This window comes from Burkholderia ambifaria AMMD, from assembly GCF_000203915.1.
In the GTDB taxonomy this organism is placed as follows: domain Bacteria; phylum Pseudomonadota; class Gammaproteobacteria; order Burkholderiales; family Burkholderiaceae; genus Burkholderia; species Burkholderia ambifaria.
Genome location: NC_008390.1, coordinates 2,854,989 through 2,873,627, shown reverse-complemented (window position 1 = coordinate 2,873,627; position 18,639 = coordinate 2,854,989). Strand labels below are relative to the sequence as shown.

The 18,639-nt window shown below is 68.4% G+C and carries 19 protein-coding genes; 10 read left to right on the top strand and 9 right to left on the bottom strand.

The window, feature by feature from the left end; translation table 11 throughout:
* Positions 1-16 precede the first annotated feature (16 nt).
* The 3 genes from queG (at position 17) to xerD (ending at position 2,751) form a co-directional block, all read left to right on the top strand.
* Positions 17-1,252 carry a tRNA epoxyqueuosine(34) reductase QueG gene (gene queG / locus BAMB_RS13185; RefSeq protein WP_041491255.1) on the top strand — a complete coding sequence of 412 codons (1,236 nt, stop codon included), beginning with the start codon at positions 17-19 and terminating at the stop codon, positions 1,250-1,252.
* Positions 1,253-1,315: 63 nt separating this feature from the next.
* Positions 1,316-1,786, top strand: coding sequence for a methylated-DNA--[protein]-cysteine S-methyltransferase (locus BAMB_RS13180; RefSeq protein ID WP_011657754.1), 471 nt, complete (start codon positions 1,316-1,318; stop codon positions 1,784-1,786).
* Positions 1,783-2,751 (top strand): site-specific tyrosine recombinase XerD, encoded by a 969-nt coding sequence (gene xerD / locus BAMB_RS13175; protein WP_011657753.1) that lies wholly within the window; start codon positions 1,783-1,785, stop codon positions 2,749-2,751. The genes BAMB_RS13180 and xerD overlap by 4 nt, the downstream gene beginning before the upstream one ends.
* A gap of 55 nt (positions 2,752-2,806) precedes the next feature.
* Here xerD and BAMB_RS13170 read toward each other — a convergent pair whose 3' ends face one another.
* Positions 2,807-4,369: a class I adenylate-forming enzyme family protein gene (locus BAMB_RS13170; protein ID WP_011657752.1), complete on the bottom strand. Its 1,563-nt coding sequence runs from the start codon at positions 4,367-4,369 to the stop codon at positions 2,807-2,809.
* A gap of 264 nt (positions 4,370-4,633) precedes the next feature.
* Between BAMB_RS13170 and ybaK the strand changes: the two genes are divergently transcribed.
* Both ybaK and plsY read left to right on the top strand, forming a co-directional pair.
* A complete protein-coding gene (ybaK, locus tag BAMB_RS13165) occupies positions 4,634-5,125 on the top strand; it encodes a Cys-tRNA(Pro) deacylase (protein WP_011657751.1) in 492 nt (163 codons plus the stop codon).
* A 164-nt stretch (positions 5,126-5,289) separates the two neighbouring features.
* Positions 5,290-5,928: a glycerol-3-phosphate 1-O-acyltransferase PlsY gene (gene plsY / locus BAMB_RS13160; protein WP_011657750.1), complete on the top strand. Its 639-nt coding sequence runs from the start codon at positions 5,290-5,292 to the stop codon at positions 5,926-5,928.
* Positions 5,929-6,012: 84 nt separating this feature from the next.
* Here the strand turns inward: plsY and BAMB_RS13155 are convergent, their stop codons facing one another.
* Positions 6,013-6,498, bottom strand: coding sequence for a YajQ family cyclic di-GMP-binding protein (locus BAMB_RS13155; RefSeq protein WP_011657749.1), 486 nt, complete (start codon positions 6,496-6,498; stop codon positions 6,013-6,015).
* 136 nt (positions 6,499-6,634) lie between these two features.
* Between BAMB_RS13155 and murB the strand changes: the two genes are divergently transcribed.
* On the top strand, positions 6,635-7,684 hold the full coding sequence (gene murB, locus BAMB_RS13150; protein ID WP_011657748.1) for a UDP-N-acetylmuramate dehydrogenase: 1,050 nt from the start codon (positions 6,635-6,637) through the stop codon (positions 7,682-7,684).
* Between the two features lie 119 nt (positions 7,685-7,803).
* Here murB and argF read toward each other — a convergent pair whose 3' ends face one another.
* Entirely contained in the window at positions 7,804-8,733 is a 930-nt protein-coding gene (argF, locus tag BAMB_RS13145; protein WP_041491254.1) for an ornithine carbamoyltransferase, read from the bottom strand.
* 411 nt (positions 8,734-9,144) lie between these two features.
* On the opposite strand from argF, the gene BAMB_RS13140 reads away from it, so the two are divergent.
* On the top strand, positions 9,145-9,465 hold the full coding sequence (locus BAMB_RS13140; protein ID WP_041491253.1) for a DUF3579 domain-containing protein: 321 nt from the start codon (positions 9,145-9,147) through the stop codon (positions 9,463-9,465).
* A gap of 144 nt (positions 9,466-9,609) precedes the next feature.
* On the opposite strand, the gene rpsT is transcribed toward BAMB_RS13140, so the two are convergent.
* Complete coding sequence (rpsT, locus tag BAMB_RS13135; RefSeq protein WP_006482211.1) at positions 9,610-9,882, bottom strand: 30S ribosomal protein S20; 273 nt, start codon at positions 9,880-9,882, stop codon at positions 9,610-9,612.
* Between the two features lie 259 nt (positions 9,883-10,141).
* On the opposite strand from rpsT, the gene murJ reads away from it, so the two are divergent.
* Both murJ and BAMB_RS13125 read left to right on the top strand, forming a co-directional pair.
* Complete coding sequence (gene murJ / locus BAMB_RS13130; RefSeq protein ID WP_408580316.1) at positions 10,142-11,737, top strand: murein biosynthesis integral membrane protein MurJ; 1,596 nt, start codon at positions 10,142-10,144, stop codon at positions 11,735-11,737.
* 8 nt (positions 11,738-11,745) lie between these two features.
* The gene (locus BAMB_RS13125) at positions 11,746-12,588 is read left to right on the top strand and encodes a SirB1 family protein (protein ID WP_011657745.1); all 843 of its coding nucleotides are present in this window, start codon (positions 11,746-11,748) and stop codon (positions 12,586-12,588) included.
* Between the two features lie 82 nt (positions 12,589-12,670).
* Here BAMB_RS13125 and BAMB_RS13120 read toward each other — a convergent pair whose 3' ends face one another.
* The 5 genes from BAMB_RS13120 to lpxK all read right to left on the bottom strand — a co-directional run bounded on the left by BAMB_RS13120 (position 12,671) and on the right by lpxK (position 16,602).
* On the bottom strand, positions 12,671-13,429 hold the full coding sequence (locus tag BAMB_RS13120; RefSeq protein ID WP_011657744.1) for an SDR family NAD(P)-dependent oxidoreductase: 759 nt from the start codon (positions 13,427-13,429) through the stop codon (positions 12,671-12,673).
* A 177-nt stretch (positions 13,430-13,606) separates the two neighbouring features.
* Positions 13,607-14,269, bottom strand: a complete 663-nt coding sequence (gene adk, locus BAMB_RS13115; protein ID WP_006750937.1) for an adenylate kinase — start codon at positions 14,267-14,269, stop codon at positions 13,607-13,609.
* A gap of 207 nt (positions 14,270-14,476) precedes the next feature.
* Entirely contained in the window at positions 14,477-15,268 is a 792-nt protein-coding gene (gene kdsB / locus BAMB_RS13110) for a 3-deoxy-manno-octulosonate cytidylyltransferase (RefSeq protein ID WP_011657743.1), read from the bottom strand.
* A gap of 121 nt (positions 15,269-15,389) precedes the next feature.
* Entirely contained in the window at positions 15,390-15,593 is a 204-nt protein-coding gene (locus BAMB_RS13105; protein WP_006750935.1) for a Trm112 family protein, read from the bottom strand.
* A complete protein-coding gene (gene lpxK / locus BAMB_RS13100) occupies positions 15,574-16,602 on the bottom strand; it encodes a tetraacyldisaccharide 4'-kinase (protein ID WP_011657742.1) in 1,029 nt (342 codons plus the stop codon). The genes BAMB_RS13105 and lpxK overlap by 20 nt, the downstream gene beginning before the upstream one ends.
* Positions 16,603-17,052: 450 nt before the next feature.
* On the opposite strand from lpxK, the gene xseA reads away from it, so the two are divergent.
* Complete coding sequence (gene xseA / locus BAMB_RS13095) at positions 17,053-18,435, top strand: exodeoxyribonuclease VII large subunit (protein WP_011657741.1); 1,383 nt, start codon at positions 17,053-17,055, stop codon at positions 18,433-18,435.
* Positions 18,436-18,639: the final 204 nt, after the last annotated feature.

Genomic DNA, 18,639 nt, shown 5'->3' with positions numbered 1-18,639 from the left:
CTCGTAAAATAGTGCGATGAACCGCTTACCGGAACTCGCCGCATCCGACAAGCCTTCGACTCGTACCGAAGGCGCGGCGCCGTGCGCGCTCGATGATGCGACGTTGACTGCGCTCGCCACTCGCATCAAGGCGTGGGGGCGCGAATTGGGTTTCGGGGCGATTGGCATCAGCGATACCGATCTCTCGGATGCCGAAGCAGGCCTCGCCGCCTGGCTGGAAGCCGGGTACCACGGCGAAATGGATTATATGGCGAAACACGGGACGAAACGCGCGCGGCCGGCCGAACTTGTGGCCGGTACGCGACGCGTGATCTCCGCGCGGCTCGCCTATCTGCCGGCTCAGACGCTCGCGCCCGACGCGCCCGATGCCTCCTCCGGCGCACTCGTGCCGCACGACTGGCGCGCCCGCGAGCGCGCGCGCCTGGACGATCCGCAGGCGGCCGTCGTGTCGATCTACGCACGCGGGCGCGACTATCACAAGGTGCTGCGCAACCGGCTGCAGACGCTCGCGGAGCGCATCGAGCACGAGATCGGCGCGTTCGGCTACCGCGTGTTCACCGATTCTGCGCCGGTGCTCGAGGTCGAGCTCGCGCAGAAGGCCGGGGTCGGCTGGCGCGGCAAGCACACGCTGTTGCTGCAGCGCGACGCGGGTTCGCTGTTCTTCCTCGGCGAAATCTACGTCGACATTCCGCTGCCGACCGACGCGCAAACGGCGCCCGACGTCGCGCCCGAGACGCCCGGCGCGCACTGCGGCAGCTGCACGCGCTGCATCGATGCATGCCCGACCGGCGCGATCGTCGAGCCGTATCGCGTCGACGCGCGCCGCTGCATCTCGTACCTGACGATCGAACTGAAAGGCAGCATCCCGGAGCCGCTGAGGCCGATGATCGGCAACCGCGTGTACGGCTGCGACGACTGCCAGCTCGTGTGTCCGTGGAACAAGTTCGCGCAGGCCGCGCCCGTCGCCGATTTCGACGTGCGGCACGGGCTCGACCGCGCGACGCTCGTCGAGCTGTTCGGCTGGGATGCCGACACGTTCGATACGCGGATGCAGGGCAGCGCGATCCGGCGTATCGGCCATGAAAGCTGGCTGCGCAATCTCGCGGTCGGGCTCGGCAACGCATTGCGCGCGCCGGCCGACCGGCTCGCGCCCGAAGCGCGCGAAGCGATCGTCGCCGCGTTGCGCGCGCGCGCCGACGATCCGTCGCCGATCGTGCGCGAGCATGTCGAATGGGCGCTGCGTGCCGCATGAACGCGGCGTAAAGTAGCGTCGGCGCGCGGCGGCGGCGCGCGTTTCACCGGTGAGGAGAAGCTCATGTTCAACGCAGTCATCGACGCACCGTTCGGCAAGGTCGGCATCCGCACCGACGCCGCGGTGGTGCGCGAGATCGTCTATCTGCCCGAGTCGGTCAAGTCGGTCGAGCCGGACTCGCCGCTCGCGCGGCGCGCGGTCGAGCAGATCGAACGCTATTTCGAGCGTGCATCGGCGCGCTTCGACCTGCCGCTCGCCGACGTCGGCAGCGCATTCCAGCATCGCGTGTGGGACGTGATCAGCGACATCGCGCCCGGCACGGTGCTGACCTACGGCCAGGTCGCGAAGCGGATCGGCAGCGCGCCGCGCGCGGTCGGCCAGGCCTGCGGCGCGAACTATTTCCCGCTCGTGATTCCGTGCCATCGCGTCGTCGCGGCGGGCGGCCTCGGCGGCTTCGCGAACCACGACGACAATGGCTATTACCAGAAAGTAAAGCGCTGGCTGCTGGCGCACGAGGGCGTGCCGTACCGATGAGTGAACCGTTGCTTTCCCCCGACTCCGCGTCCGACACCGATACCGCTAGCGACGCGGCCGCCGCATCGCCGGCGCTGCTCGCGAGCCGCGCGTCGATCGACGTGTTCTGCGATGCGCTGTGGCTCGAGCACGGGCTCGCGCGCAATACGCTCGATGCGTACCGGCGCGATCTGGTGCTGTTTTCGCAATGGCTGGCCGCGACGCACGACGTGCCGCTCGACTCGGCCGACGAAGCGATGTTGATCGGCTACATCGCCGCGCGCAGCGACGGCAAGGCGACATCGTCGAACCGGCGCTTGTCGGTGTTCCGTCGCTATTACGGCTGGGCCGTGCGCGAGCACCACGCGAGCGCGGACCCGACGCTGCGGATCACGTCGGCGAAGCAGGCCGCGCGGTTTCCGTCGACGCTGTCCGAGGCACAGGTCGAGGCACTGCTCGGTGCGCCCGACATCGGCACGCCGCTTGGCCTGCGCGATCGCACGATGCTCGAGCTGATGTATGCGAGCGGGCTGCGCGTGAGCGAGCTCGTCACGCTGAAGACCGTCGAGGTCGGGCTCAACGAGGGCGTCGTGCGCGTGATGGGCAAGGGCTCGAAGGAACGGCTCGTGCCGTTCGGCGAAGTCGCGCACGGCTGGATCGAGCGCTACCTGCGCGACGCGCGGCCGGCGCTGCTCGGCGCACGCGCGGCCGACGCGCTGTTCGTGACCGCGCGCGGCGACGGGATGACGCGCCAGCAGTTCTGGAACATCATCAAGCGCCACGCGCAGCAGGCTGACGTGCGCGCGCACCTGTCGCCGCATACGCTGCGGCACGCGTTCGCGACGCACCTGCTGAACCACGGCGCCGACCTGCGCGTCGTGCAGCTGCTGCTCGGTCACAGCGATATCTCCACCACGCAGATCTACACGCACGTCGCACGCGAGCGGCTCAAGACGCTGCACGCGACGCACCATCCGCGCGGCTAGCGCGGTGCGCGCGCCGGCCCACGCGCGGCATGCGGCCGGCGCCGCGCGTCATGCGTCACGCGAGTTCGCGCAGCTTGTGCTTCAGCACCTTGCCCGTCGACGCGGCCGGCAGCGCATCGAGCACGCGAATCCGCGCAGGGCGCTTGTAAGGCGCGAGCCGTTGCGCGCACCACGCCTGCAGCGCGGCCTCGGTCGCGCTCGCGCCGGGCACCAGCTCGACGAACGCGAGCACTTCCTCGTTGCCTTCGACCGCGCGGCCCACGACGGCCGCCTGCACGACGTCCGGGTGCGCGTTCAGCACCTGTTCGACCTCGACCGGATACACGTTGAAGCCCGAGCGGATGATCAATTCCTTGCTGCGGCCCGCGATCGTCACCGAGCCGTCCGCTTCCTGGCGCGCGAGATCGCCGGTGCCGAGCCAGCCGTCGGGCGACACGGCCGCGCGCGTTGCATCCGCGTCGCGGTAGTAGCCGAGCATCACGTTCGGCCCGCGCACGCGGATTTCGCCCACTTCGCCCTGCGGCACGTCGGTGCCGTCCGGTGCGACGATCCGCATTTCCACCCCCGGGATCGGCACGCCGACCGAGCAGTCGGTACGCGGTGCGTCGAGCGGCGTCTGCGTGATCGTCGGGCTGCTCTCGGTCATTCCGTAGCCGTTGTGCAGCGGCACGCCGTACACGCGCTCGACGCGCGCTTTCAGGTCGGCGTCGAGCGGCGAGCCGCCGGAATACGCGAAGCGCAGCCGCGGCGCGCGCCACGCGTGCGCGTGCGTGTGCAGATGTTCGAGCAGCTTCGCGTGCATCGCGGGCACGCCCTGGAAGATCGTCACGCCTTCGTCGGCGAGCGCGACGCGCACGGCCTCCGGCGAGAAGCGCGGCGCGAGCCGCAGCGTCGCGCCCGCGTACAGGCTGCCGAGGCAGACCGACGCGAGCCCGTACACGTGCGACACGGGCAGCACCGTATAGACGACGTCGTCGGGCGACACGCGGCGCAGCGTGCTCGACATCGCGGCGATGAACAGCAGGTTGCGATGCGACAGCATCACGCCTTTCGGCGTGCCCGTCGTGCCGGTCGTGTAGATCAGCGCCGCGCATTGGGCGGCGCCGTCGGCCGCCACCGGTTCGTCGGGCGCACTCGGGTCGACGCGGTACGACCACGCGCCGATGTCGACCGGCAGCGCGTCGGCGGGCGTCGCGTCGTGGCGCGCCGCGTGTGCGCGCGCGTCGGGGGACGCTTCCGTGGCGAACGCGATCAGCTTCGGGCGCGCGTGCGCGGCGATCGCATCGAGTTCGCTGGCCGACAGCCGCGCGTTCGACACGAGCGCCCATGCGTCGACGCGCGCGACCGCGAACAGCAGCACGATCTGCGCGACGCTGTTTTCCGCGACGATCATCACGCGATCGCCGCCGCGCACGCCCAGGCGTGCGAGCCGCTCGGCGGCAGCCTCGACGGCTTGCGCCAGCTCGCCGTACGACAGGCGGCGCGCGTCCTCGATCAGCGCCGGATGCGCGGGCGCCTGCGCGGCCCAGCGGGCAGGCACGTCGGCGATGCGGGCCGGCAACGCGGCGAGCAGTGCCGCGACGTCGGGCGGCGCGGATGAGCGGGCAGGCGAGGACATGGCGTCTCCAGAAGAAGGGCCGGGCGGTGGCGCGGCGAGTTTTGCGAACGATCGTGCCATGACGGCGGGCGCGCCACAATCGGCCATTCGGGCAATGGCGCTTCGCGAAGTCCGCAATGATGATGGAGGGGCGCGCCCGTCCGGGACTGCCCGTCCGGGACAAAAGGGGCCGCGAGTATACCGCCGGCGCGCGGCAACCCGCCGCGAACCGGCCAAGGGGGCGATGGCGCGCGCGCGCTGGTCGTTCGCCATTAAAATGCCGCGATGAGCAAATCCAGACACGTGTCCGAGACACCCGCGACCCAGCTGCTGCGCCGCCACGGCGTCGCATTCGGCGAGCATCCGTACGATTACGTCGAGCACGGCGGCACCGGCGAGTCGGCGCGCCAGCTCGGCGTCGACGAACACAGCGTCGTGAAGACGCTCGTGATGGAGGACGAGCATGCAAAGCCGCTGATCGTGCTGATGCACGGCGACCGCACGGTATCGACCAAGAACCTCGCGCGGCAGATCGGCGCGAAGCGCGTCGAGCCGTGCAAGCCCGACGTCGCGAACCGCCATTCGGGCTACCTGGTCGGCGGCACGTCGCCGTTCGGCACGCGCAAGCCGATGCCCGTGTACGTCGAGTCGACCATCCTCGAATTGCCGACGATCTACCTGAACGGCGGCCGCCGCGGTTATCTCGTCAGCCTCGCACCCACGGTGCTCACGACGCTGCTCGGCGCGACGCCCGTGCAGTGCGCAAGCGTCGACTGAGGGTTTCACCTTCGTGGCAGGCCGTGCGCGTTCGGTAGAATGGGCGCCGTTTCGGCCGGTCGGCCCGCACGGCCGGCCGCCATGGCCTGCCGGCGGTTCGCCGCGACGGCGCCTGCCGCGCCCGGCCGCCCCTTCACCGATACGTTGAAAGAAGAGTTCTCCGCATGCAGATCCTGCTCGCCGCACTTGTTGCCTACCTGATCGGTTCGGTGTCGTTCGCCGTCGTCGTCAGCGCCGCGATGGGCCTGGCCGATCCCCGTTCGTACGGGTCGAAGAATCCCGGCGCGACCAACGTGCTGCGCAGCGGCAACAAGAAGGCCGCGATCCTGACGCTCGTCGGCGACGCGTTCAAGGGCTGGCTCGCCGTCTGGCTCGCGCGCCACTTCGGGCTGCCCGACGTCGCCGTGGCGTGCGTCGCGATCGCCGTGTTCCTTGGCCACCTGTATCCGGTGTTCTTCCGCTTCCAGGGCGGCAAGGGTGTGGCGACCGCGGCCGGCGTGCTGCTCGCGGTGCACCCGGTGCTCGGGCTCGCAACCGCGCTGACCTGGCTGATCGTCGCGTTCTTCTTCCGCTATTCGTCGCTCGCCGCGCTGGTGGCGGCCGTGTTCGCGCCGCTGTTCGACGTGTTCCTGTTCGGCACGAGCCACAACCCGGTCGCGTGGGCCGTGCTCGCGATGAGCGTGCTGCTCGTGTGGCGTCACCGCGGCAACATCTCGAAGCTGCTGGCAGGGCAGGAAAGCCGGATCGGCGACAAGAAGAAGGCGGCGGCCGACGGCGGCGCGCAGGACGGCGGGAAGCTCTGAGGAAGGGGTTGCTGCTGTCGCCGCCCGCCGGGGCGTCCCGCATGCGGGGCCCGGCGGCGCGGAGTGACCGGTCGACGGCGTCGATCAGTCGCGGAAGTTGTTGAAGTCGAGCGGGGTGTCGGTCACCTCCTTGCGCAGCATCGCGATCACGCTCTGCAGATCGTCGCGCTTCGTGCCGGTCACGCGCACCGCGTCGCCCTGGATGCTCGCCTGCACCTTGATCTTGCTGTCTTTCACGAGCCTGACGATCTTCTTCGCGAGGTCGCCCGTCACGCCCTTCTTCACGGTGACGATCTGCTTGACCTTGTCGCCGCCGATCTTCTCGACCTTGCCGTAGTCGAGGAAGCGCACGTCGACGTTGCGCTTCGCGAGCTTGTTGATCAGCACGTCCTTGACCTGGCCGAGCTTGAAATCGTCGTCGGCGAATAGCGTCAGCTCGCGCTCCTTCTGCTCGACGCGCGCGTCGGAGCCCTTGAAGTCGAAGCGCGTCGAAATTTCCTTGTTCGACTGCTCGATGGCGTTCTTCACTTCGATCATGTTCGCTTCGGAAACGACGTCGAACGATGGCATGGCATTCTCCCTTGAGATGCAAGCGCCCGGCTTGCGCGCGGGCACTCGCTATAATTGCGGACTGTTTGCCATTTTACCGATGCCCCTGCGTTTGCCCAAGGTCGGCCTTATGCCGCCCCGGCGGACGTGACCGCGAATGCCGATGCCACCTGACGATTCCGCCCTGTCGCTGCTCCCCGACCATCCGCTCGCCGCGCACAACACGTTCGGCATCGACGCGACCGCGCGCTTTGCCGCCCGCATCACGCATGCGGCGCAGTTCGCGGCGCTGCATCGCGATCCGCGCGTCGCGCACCTGCCGCAACTCGTGCTCGGCGGCGGCAGCAACGTCGTGTTCACGCGCGATTTCGACGGCATCGTGCTGCTCGACGAGATCGCCGGGCGCCGCGTCGTGCGCGAGGACGACGACGCATGGTACGTCGAGGCCGGCGGCGGCGAGACCTGGCACGCGTTCGTCGCGTGGACGCTCGAGCACGGTATGCCGGGCCTCGAGAATCTGGCGCTGATTCCTGGCACCGTCGGCGCCGCGCCGATCCAGAACATCGGCGCGTACGGCCTCGAGATGAAGACGTATTTCGACTCGCTCGTGGCCGTCGAACTCGCGACGGGGCGCAGCGAGCGCTTCGATGCCGCGCGCTGCGCGTTCGGCTATCGCGACAGCTTCTTCAAGCGGGAAGGGCGCGGCCGCTTCGCGATCGTCGCGGTGACGTTCAGGCTGCCCAAGCGCTGGACGCCGAGGCTCGGCTACGCGGATGTCACGCGCGAGCTCGATGCGCGCGGCATCGCGCCCGAAGCGGCGACGCCGCGCGACGTGTTCGACGCGGTCGTCGCGATCCGCCGCGCAAAGCTGCCCGATCCGCTCGAACTCGGCAACGCGGGAAGTTTCTTCAAGAATCCGGTGATCGACGCCGCGCGGTTCGATGCGCTGCGCGCGCGCGTGCCGGACGTCGTGTCGTATCCGCAGCCGGGCGGCCAGGTGAAACTCGCGGCCGGCTGGCTGATCGACCGCTGCGGCTGGAAAGGGCGCGCGCTCGGCGCGGCGGCCGTGCACGACCGTCAGGCGCTCGTGCTGGTCAATCGCGGCGGTGCGACGGGCGCCGACGTGCTCGCACTGGCGCGCGCGATCCAGGACGACGTGCGCAAGCAGTTCGGCGTCGAGCTCGAACCCGAGCCGGTGTGCGTGTAACGCGGGCGTTCGACCCGCACCTTTCATGCGCTTTCGCCCGCGCAAACAAAAAGCGCCGATCATCGATCGGCGCTTTTCTTTGCATGCCGCCGGATTCAGGCGGCGCGCGAGTGCTGCGTTCAGTGCTTCAGGCGGCCGAGCAGCAGGAACTCCATCAGCGCCTTCTGCACGTGCAGGCGGTTTTCCGCCTCGTCCCACACGACGCTCTGCGGGCCGTCGATCACGCCGGCCGTCACTTCCTCGCCGCGGTGCGCGGGCAGGCAGTGCATGAAGAGCGCGTCCGCGTTCGCGTGGCCCATCATTTCCTCGTCGACGCACCAGTCGGCAAACGCCTGCATGCGCGCTTCGTTCTCGGCCTCGAAGCCCATGCTCGTCCACACGTCGGTCGTCACGAGATCGGCGCCCTTGCACGCTTCGTTCGGATCGTCGAACACTTCGTAGAACGGCGCGCTGTCCGGCGACACGAGCTTCATGTCGAGCGCATAGCCCGGCGGCGTCGACAGGCGCAACTTGAAGCCGAGGATCTGCGCGGCTTCGATCCACGTGTACAGCATGTTGTTCGCATCACCGACCCATGCGACGGTCTTGCCGGCGATCGGGCCGCGGTGCTCGTAGTACGTGAAGATGTCGGCGAGCACCTGGCACGGGTGGTAATCGTTGGTCAGGCCGTTGATCACCGGCACGCGGGAGTTCTGCGCGAAGCGCGTGATCACGTCCTGCTCGAACGTGCGGATCATGATGATGTCGACCATTCGCGAGATGACCTGCGCGGAATCCTCGACGGGCTCGCCGCGGCCGAGCTGCGTGTCGCGCGTGCTCATGAACACCGCGTGGCCGCCCAGCTGGAAGATGCCGGCTTCGAACGACAGCCGCGTGCGCGTCGAGCTCTTCTCGAAGATCATCGCGAGCGTGCGGTCGTGCAGCGGGTGATAGGTCTCGTAGTTCTTGAACTTGCGCTTCAGGATACCCGTGCGTTCGAGCACGTACTCGTAGTCTTCCAGCGAGAAATCCTTGAACTGCAGGTAGTGACGAATGGTTTTGGCGGTCATGAAACGAAATACGGCGGGTTGGAGCCGGCTGCGGAGCCGGACGCGGCAGCCGTCGGGTGTGGATAACTGCAAAGCAGCATAAAGGATTTTCTGTGCTTTGACGAGCCGCGCCACAAACCGGGGCGGCATCGTCGCGCACGCTGGAGCACGCCGGGAGAGGGGTGGCGAGACGACGCGCGATGGCGCGCTGCGGTATAATCCAAAAGTTTTCTCCAGCCCGGCAGGCAAGGCTTTTCGCGCTCTGCCGGACACAAGCCATGCGCTGCACACATCCGGTGCGGCGCGCCGGCGGCACGCATCGACGGCCTGTTTTCGGGATATCGAAGCGCGTGTGTCGTCCACTCCAGCTTTGTGTTCGCGTATCCAGGCGCCGTCGCCTGGACATCGCCGGGCCGTCACTTGGGTAACCACATGGCTGAAACCCCTCCGACCGAATTCTTCATCCAGGGCATCACGAAAGACGGGAAAAAGTTTCGCCCGAGCGACTGGTCGGAGCGTCTGGCCGGCGTGATGGCCTGCTTCGGGCCCGGCGCGAGCGGCCCGAACGCGCGCCTGAAATATTCGCTGTACGTGCGCCCGACGATGCTCGGCGAGCTGAAATGCGTGATCCTCGATTCCCGGCTGCGCGACATCGAGCCGATGGCATTCGATTTCGTGCTGAATTTCGCGAAGGACAACAACCTCGTCGTCACCGAGGCGTGCGAGCTGCCGGACTACAACGAGAAGAAGTGAGATCGACGGACGAGCGCGCATGCCGCGCTCGCGTCTGGTGGTCGTCCGGTGCGATGCGCGGACGACACGCAAAAAAGCCCGCCTAGGCGGGCTTTTTTGCGATCGCAGGAAACAGGAACGCCCGCCGAAGCGGGCGCACCAGATTTACGCTGCTGCCTGCAGGCCCTTGACGGCCGCGGCGAGGCGGCTCTTGCTGCGAGCGGCCTTGTTCTTGTGAACGATCTTCTTGTCGGCGATCGTGTCGATCGTCTTCACGGCAGCCTTGAACAGCTCGGCAGCCTTTGCCTGGTCGCCGGCTTCAACAGCCTTGCGAACCGACTTGATCGCGGTACGGAATTTCGAGCGCAGCGCCGAGTTGTGCGAATTTGCCTTCGCGGCTTGGCGGGCGCGCTTGCGTGCTTGTGCGGAGTTAGCCATGACGGTTCCTTATCCTGTCCTGTTTCCAGAGCTTGGAGCCTGACGGCCAAGCGCTGCTTTTCGATCCGTCCCCTGAGAACGATTGCCCAGGGGCGCATAAAAAACGGTGAGTTTAACCGAGGCCGAGACATGAAAACGACAGCTGCCGTGCATGTAACAGGCTCAGAAACCGGCAATTATAGCAACAAAATCAAGCGCGTGGCAAGTTCAACGTGACGCCCGCCGGGCGGGGCCGCCGGCGACGCAGGTCCTTTTCGGCATCCGTCCGTGCCGGGACACGCAACGTCCGTATAATAAGCGCCCCATGAATCTATTCCGAGCCCTGCTGACGGTCAGCGGCTTCACGCTGCTGTCGCGCGTGACCGGACTGGCCCGCGAGACGCTGATCGCCCGTGCGTTCGGCGCCAGTCAATACACCGACGCGTTCTACGTCGCCTTCCGTATTCCGAACCTGCTGCGCCGCCTGTCCGCCGAAGGCGCGTTCTCGCAGGCGTTCGTGCCGATCCTGGCCGAGTTCAAGAACCAGCAGGGGCACGATGCGACCAAGGCGCTCGTCGACGCGATGTCGACCGTCCTCGCGTGGGCGCTCGCCGTGCTGTCGGTCGTCGGGATCGCCGGCGCGTCGTGGGTCGTGTTCGCGGTTGCGTCCGGCCTGCGTACCGACGGGCAGGCCTTCCCGCTCGCGGTCACGATGACGCGGATCATGTTCCCGTACATCGTGTTCATCTCGCTGACGACGCTCGCGTCCGGCGTGCTCAACACCTACAAGAGCTTCTCGCTGCCCGCGTTCGCGCCGGTGCTGCTCAACGTCGCGTTCATCGCCGCGGCCGTGTTCGTCGCGCCCCATCTGAAGGTGCCGGTGTACGCGCTCGCGTGGGCCGTCATCGTGGGCGGCGTGCTGCAGTTCCTCGTGCAACTGCCGGGGCTGAAGAAGATCGACATGGTGCCGCTGATCGGCATCAACCCGCTGCGCGCGCTGCGCCACCCGGGCGTGAAGCGCGTGCTCGCGAAGATGGTGCCCGCGACGTTCGCGGTGTCGGTCGCGCAGCTGTCGCTGATCATCAACACCAACATCGCGTCGCGGCTCGGGCAGGGCGCGGTGTCGTGGATCAACTACGCCGACCGTCTGATGGAGTTCCCGACGGCGCTGCTCGGCGTCGCGCTCGGCACGATCCTGCTGCCGAGTCTGTCGAAGGCGCACGTCGACGCCGATACGCACGAGTATTCGTCGCTGCTCGACTGGGGGCTGCGCGTCACGTTCCTGCTCGCGGCGCCGAGCGCGCTCGCGCTGTTCTTCTTCGCGACGCCGCTCACCGCGACGCTGTTCAACTACGGCAAGTTCGACGCGCATACCGTCACGATGGTCGCCCGCGCGCTCGCGACCTACGGGATCGGCCTCGTCGGCATCATCCTGATCAAGATCCTCGCGCCGGGCTTCTATGCGAAGCAGGACATCAAGACGCCGGTGAAGATCGCGGTCGGCGTGCTGATCGTCACGCAGCTGTCGAACTACGTGTTCGTGCCGCTGATCGGTCATGCGGGCCTCACGCTGAGCATCGGCGTCGGCGCGTGCCTGAACTCGCTGCTGCTGTTCCTCGGGCTGCGCAAGCGCGGCATCTACCAGCCGTCGCCGGGCTGGCCGCGCTTCTTCGTGCAGCTCGTCGGCGCGGCGCTCGTGCTCGCGGGCCTGATGCATTGGTGCGCGATCAGCTTCGACTGGACCGGCATGCGCGCGCAGCCGCTCGATCGCATCGCGCTGATGGCCGCGTGCCTCGTGCTGTTCGCTGCACTATATTTCGGTATGTTGTGGGTAATGGGCTTCAAATACGCTTACTTCAGAAGGCGCGCCAAGTGACGACCGCAATGACCCGCGTCCTCGACTACTTCAGCACGCTCGTGGCGGACGACGACAGCCTGCCCGTCACGGAGACCGCGCTGTCGCTCGCACAGGACGCCTATCCCGACCTCGACCTGCAGGGCACGCTGGCCGAACTCGACATGCTGGCCGCGCGGCTGCGCCGCCGGCTCGCCGACGATGCGAACCTGAAGGAGCGCGTCGCCGCGCTCAACGAATTCTTCTTTCGCGAACTCGGCTTCGCGTGCAATCACAACGATTACTACGACCCCGATAACAGCCACCTGAACGCGGTGCTCAAGCGTCGGCGCGGGATTCCGATTTCGCTGTCGGTGCTGTACCTCGAGCTCGCCGAGCAGATTGGCGTGCCGGCGCGCGGCGTGTCGTTCCCCGGCCATTTCCTGCTGCGCGTGACGCTGCCGGACGGCGACCTGATCATTGATCCGACCAACGGCCATTCGCTGTCCGAAGCCGAGATGGTCGAAATGCTCGAACCTTACGTCGCGCGGGCGGCGGGCGCGGTCGACAGCGCGTTGCGCGCGTTGCTGCAGCCGGCCACGAGCCGCGAGATCATCGCGCGGATGCTGCGCAACCTGAAGACGATCTATCTGCAGACGGAACGCTGGCAGCGGCTGCTCGCGGTGCAGCAGCGGCTCGTGATCCTGCTGCCGGAGCACCTCGACGAGGTGCGCGACCGCGGCTTCGCGTATGCACGGCTCGACTACCTGCGCCCCGCGCTCGAGGATCTCGAGCAGTATCTCGGCGAGCGGCCCGATGCGGACGACGCAACCGTCGTCGAATCGCAGGTGACGGAATTGCGGCAGCGGATGCAGCGCGACGACGAGGACTGAGCCGCTGGCGCGGCCCGGCGTCGAGAGCCTTGAACAACAAAACGCCCGCATTGCGGGCGTTTTTGTTTGCAGTTGTTTGCATTTATTTCGGCTGCATCCGGATCGCGCCGTCGAGGCGGATCACTTCGCCGTTGAGCATCGGGTTCTCGACGATCTGGCGCACCAGCATCGCGTATTCGTCCGGTTTGCCGAGCCGCGGCGGGAACGGCACCATCGCGCCGAGCGCGTCCTGCACGTCCTTCGGCATGCCGAGCAGCATCGGCGTCTCGAACAGCCCCGGCGCGATCGTCATCACGCGGATGCCCTGGCGCGCGAGGTCGCGCGCGATCGGCAGCGTCATGCCCGCGACGCCGGACTTTGACGCCGCGTACGCGGCCTGGCCGATCTGGCCGTCGTAGGCGGCGACCGATGCGGTGCTGACGATCACGCCGCGCTCGCCGCCGTCGTTCGGCGTAGTCGCGGCCATCGCGGCGGCCGCGAGCCGGATCATGTTGAAGGTGCCGACCAGGTTCACGTTGATCGTCTTCGCGAACACGTCGAGCGGATGCGCGCCGTCCTTGCCGACGGTTTTCGCGGCAGGCGCGATGCCCGCGCAGTTCACGAGGCCGCGCAGCGTGCCCGCGCGCGTCGCGGCGTCCACAGCTGCCTGCGCATCGGCCTCGCTCGACACGTCGCAGCGCACGAATATGCCACCCAGTTCGCTCGCGAGCGCCGTGCCGGCCGCCTCGTTCAGGTCGGCGAGCACGACCTTGCCGCCGGCCTGCGCGAGCATGCGCGCCGTGCCGGCGCCGAGGCCCGATGCGCCGCCCGTGATCAGAAAGACGTTGCCGCGAATCTCCATCACTGCCTCCTTGTTGGTCCGATGCCGGTCGGCACCTGCGTCCGATCGATTGTACGAGGCGCCGCGGGGGCGCAGGAGCGACCGGCACGCTCGTGCGCATCCCCGTTAGCCGAAGCGGATCGAGCAGACGAAAAAAACCGCCCGGAAAGGGCGGCTTGCGGGTGCACGACGCGGTGCTTACTTCAGTGCGTCAAACGCACGTTCGCGGATTTCGTCGACGGTGCCGAGACCCGAGATCTTGCGATACTGCGGGGCCTTCAGGCCGTTTTCCTCGCCGCGCTGCGCCCAGTCGCCGTAGTACGTGATCAGCGGCTTGGTCTGCGCTTCGTACACTTCGAGACGCTTCTTGACGGTTTCTTCCTTGTCGTCGTCGCGCTGGATCAGCGGTTCGCCCGTCACGTCGTCCTTGCCCTCGACCTTCGGCGGGTTGAACTTCACGTGGTACGTGCGGCCCGATGCCGGGTGCGTGCGGCGGCCGCTCATGCGCTCGACGATTTCCGAGAACGGAACGTCGATTTCGAGCACGTAGTCGATCGCGACGCCGGCGTCCTTCATCGCGTCAGCCTGCGCGATCGTGCGCGGGAAGCCGTCGAACAGGTAGCCGTTCGCGCAGTCGGCGTCCTTCAGGCGCTCCTTCACGAGGCCGATGATCAGCGCGTCCGGCACGAGCTTGCCGGCGTCCATGTAGCCCTTCGCCTCGACGCCGAGCGGCGAGCCGGCCTTGACGGCCGCGCGCAGCATGTCGCCCGTCGAGATTTGCGGGATGCCGAACTTTTCCTTGATGAAGTTTGCCTGGGTGCCCTTTCCCGCGCCGGGCGCGCCCAACAGGATCAAACGCATGGTGATATCTCCAGAATGTAGATTCGTATGGCGAGACGCGAAAGTGTCGGCGACAGCGTGCGCGGCGCTTGCCTGGCGCGCGGCGGACCGGTCTGACGCGGCGCGTCGGCTAAAAGCGACGCGCGGCTGCCGGGACAGGCCGTGGCGGGTCAAGCGAGAACGCGCGGGTCGCGGACGGCTCGCACAATCGCCCGATTATGCCACGGGTTATTTTGAACCCGGACGAAAAAGGGCCTGCACGCGTGCGAGATCGGCCGGCGTGTCGATGCCGGCCTCGGGCGCGTGCTCGGTAATCAGCACGGCAATGCGCTCGCCGTGCCACATCGCGCGCAGCTGTTCGAGCTGCTCAGCCTGCTCGACGGGCGCCTGCGCGAGCGACGGATAAGTGCGCAGGAAACGCGCGCGATACGCATAGAGGCCGATGTGGCGATGGACCGGAAAGGCCGGCGCAGGCATGGCTGAGACGTCGGGCCAGTGCGGCAGATAGGCGTCGCGGCTCCACGGAATCGGCGCACGCGAGAAGTACATCGCGACGTTGCGCGCGTCGAGCGCGACCTTCACGACGTTCGGGTTGAACACGTCGGCCGCGTCGTGGATCGGGTGCGCGGCGGTCGCGATCGCGCAGTCCGGATGCGCGGCGAGGTGCGACGCTACGTCGCGCACGAGCACCGGGTCGATCAGCGGTTCGTCGCCCTGTACGTTGACGACGACGGTGTCGTCGCTCCATCCGAACGTCGCGGCGACTTCCGCGAGCCGGTCGGTGCCGGACGGATGGTCGGCGCGCGTCAGCACCGCTTCGAAACCGTGATCGCGTGCCGCGTCGAGCACGCTCTGCGCGTCGGACGCGATGAGCACCTGCTGCGCACCCGCTTCGCGCGCGCGCTCGGCGACGCGCACGACCATCGGCTTGCCGCCGAGATCGGCGAGCGGCTTGTTCGGCAGGCGCGTCGATGCGAGCCGGGCAGGAATGACGGCGATGAAGGGCTGCGGATGAGTCATCGGGGCTGGGCGGTGAGAAGGGCTGGGGCGGGCGACGCGTCGAAAGCAGGCCGCCCGGCAGGGTTCGGCATGCGGCCGCGGCGAACCGCGGCGGCCGCGTGCCGGTGCAGCGGTGCGGCGTTCAGCTGCCGGCCGGGCCGGCGGGGTCGACCGGCGTGCCTTCGACGGTCTGGCGTGCTTCGTCGACGAGCATCACGGGGATGCCGTCGCGGATCGGGTAGGCGAGCTTGTCCGCGTTGCAGATCAGCTCCTGCGCGGCGCGGTCATAGTGGAGCGGGCCTTTGCAGATAGGGCACACAAGGATTTCAAGCAGGCGAGCGTCCACGGAGTTTCTCCACAACGAGGGCAATGAGGCGAGGATCGAGCGCGGCTTCGACGGGGACGACCCACAGCCGAGCGTCGCGCCAGGAAGCGCCCAATTTTACTGCATCCTTCTCGGTGATCAGGATGGCGTCGACTGCGTCGTCGACGAACGGATTGTCGGCGAACGCGTAATGGTCGGGCAGCGCGCGCGTCGTCGGCGCGAGGCCGGCCGCGCGCAGCGTCGCGAAGAAGCGTTCCGGCGCGCCGATGCCGGCCGCGGCGAGCACGCGCTCGTGCGCGAACTGCGACAGCGGGCGGCGCAGCGCCGGCTGGTCGAGGTGCCACGCGGCGCCCGGCGTCAGCGCGAGCGCGTAGGTGTCGGGCCACGGCGGCAGCGCGCCGCTGTACGGATCGTTGACGAGCGTCGCGTCGCGGTGGCGCGACAGCGGTTCGCGCAGCGGGCCGGCCGGCAGCAGGAAACCGTTGCCGCCGAGCCGGTGGTCGAACACGACGAGCTCGACCGTGCGCGCGAGGCGGTAGTGCTGCAGGCCGTCGTCGCTGACGATCACGTCGACGTCCGGGTGCGCGGCGCGCAGCGCCTGGGCGGCCGCGACGCGGTCGGGACACACCCACACCGGCGCATCGGTGCGGCGCGCGATCAGCAGCGGTTCGTCGCCGGCCGCGCTCGCGCGCGACGCGGGCGTGACCGCGGTGGGTGTCTTCACGTTCGCGCCGTAGCCGCGCGACACGACGCCCGGCGTGAACCCGGCCGCGCGCAGCGCATCGACGAGCGCGATCACGGTCGGCGTCTTGCCGGTGCCGCCGACGGTCACGTTGCCGACCACGACGACGGGCACGCCGACGTCGACCGGTTGCTTCCAGCCCTGTGCGTAGGCGGTACGGCGCAGCGCCGCGCACAGGCCGAACACGCACGCGAACGGCGTGAGCGCCCACGCGAGTGCGCCGCGTCGCTGCCATTCGCGCGTGACGCGCGCTTCGAGCCGCGCGAGCGGGCCGCCGGGCGCGCTCATCGGGCCGGGCGCGGCGTGTCGTGCGCCGCGGCGTGGGACGGATTCGTCAAGACGGATTCTCCGTTGCGCGGCGCATGCCGCAAGGTCTTCGGAAGGCGGCACTCTAGCGCGCCGCACGCGGGCGCGGCAAGCGCGGCCGGGCGACGCACCCGACGGGGTCGGATCGTCGCGCGCTGTGGATAACTCTGTGAAGAACTCCCCGCCTGTTCGCGCCAAACGCCCGCCGGGCGGACATCGAATCGGTCGAGAATGGATTCGTAAGGTTTAAAAATATATAAAAATCAACGTGTTGCGGGCAATTGTCTGGATTTTTGTGCGGTTTTCAAGTGTTTTTGGCGGACGATTGCCAGCATGTGGACACATTTCACGCATCGCGGCGCGCACGGTCGGCGCTGGACGTCGGGCGCGTGTCGGACTATCGTGTCGCCGCCAGCATTCATTCGATCGCCCATGCTTTCCGACTCTCCTTTTTCCGTTCCCGGCGCCACCCGCGGCGGCGACGAAGTGATTCCCGTTTCGGCGCTCAATCGCGCGATTTCGACGATGCTCGAGCGCTCGTTTCCGCTGCTGTGGATTTCGGGCGAAGTGTCGAATTTCACGCGCGCCGCGAGCGGTCACTGGTATTTCTCGATCAAGGACGGGCAGGCGCAGATGCGCTGCGTGATGTTCCGCGGTCGCGCGCAGTATGCGGAATTCACGCCGCGCGAAGGCGACCGGATCGAGGTGCGCGCGGTCGTCACGATGTACGAGCCGCGCGGCGAAGTGCAGCTCAATGTCGAGGCCGTGCGGCGCACCGGGCAAGGGCGGCTGTACGAGGCGTTCCTGCGGCTCAAGGCGCAGCTCGAGGCCGAAGGCCTGTTCGCGCCCGAGCGCAAGCGGCCGCTGCCGGCGCACCCGCGCGGGATCGGCATCGTCACGTCGCTGCAGGCCGCCGCGCTGCGCGACGTGCTGACCACGCTCGCGCGCCGCGCGCCGCACATCCCGGTGATCGTCTATCCGGCACCCGTGCAGGGCGCGGGCTCGGCCGAGAAGCTCGTCGCGGCCGTGCAGGCCGCGAACGCGCGGCGCGAGGTCGACGTGCTGCTGGTCTGTCGCGGCGGCGGGTCGATCGAGGATCTGTGGTCGTTCAACGATGAAGCGCTCGCGCGCGCGATCGCCGCGAGCGAACTGCCGGTCGTCAGCGGCGTCGGCCACGAAACCGATTTCACGATCGCGGACTTCGCGGCCGACCTGCGCGCGCCGACGCCGACCGGCGCGGCCGAGCTCGCGAGTCCGCAGCGCGCGTTGCTGTTGCGCGAGGTCGCCGACCGGCAGCGCGCGCTCGCGCGCTGCCTGGAACGCGGGCTCGAGCAGCGGGCGCAGCAGCTCGACTGGCTCGCCCGCCGGCTCGTCAGCCCGGCCGAACGGCTGCGGCGGCAGCGTATCCACGTCGAACAACTGGCGGTGCGGCTCGCGTCGGCGGCGTCGCGGCCGGTGCGCGACGCGCGTGCGCGTTTCGCGCTCGCGCAGCTGCGCTGGCAGCGTGCGCGGCCCGATCCGACGCAGGCGCGCCATGCGCTCGCAGGGCTGTCGCAGCGGCTCACCGTGGCGTTGCAGCGCCGTCACGAGCGCGACACCGCGCGGGTCTCGGCCTGCGCGGCGCGGCTCGAGGTGCTGAGCCCGCAGCGCACGCTCGAGCGCGGCTACGCGGCGCTGATCGACGCGCAGACCGGCCGCGCGGTGCGTGCGCCGAGCTCACTGAAGCCGCAGCGCCGCCTGACCGTGCATCTCGCCGAAGGCTCGGCCGACGTGTCGCTTGCCGACGTGCAGCCGCGGCTGACCGATACGATCTGACGAAGGCGACGCACGCGAAGCGAAGCTCGCGCGCCCGGCGTACCGGATTGACCGGTGGCGCCCCGCGCGGGAACGGATGCTGCGCGTCGTCGTCTCGTCCTGCCGGATGAAGCGCCAACGCCGATTTTCTGCATACCGCGGATAAATGCCCGTGAGTTTGCGGGGATATTCGGACTCGCCTACAATCGGACGCTCGGCAGCATC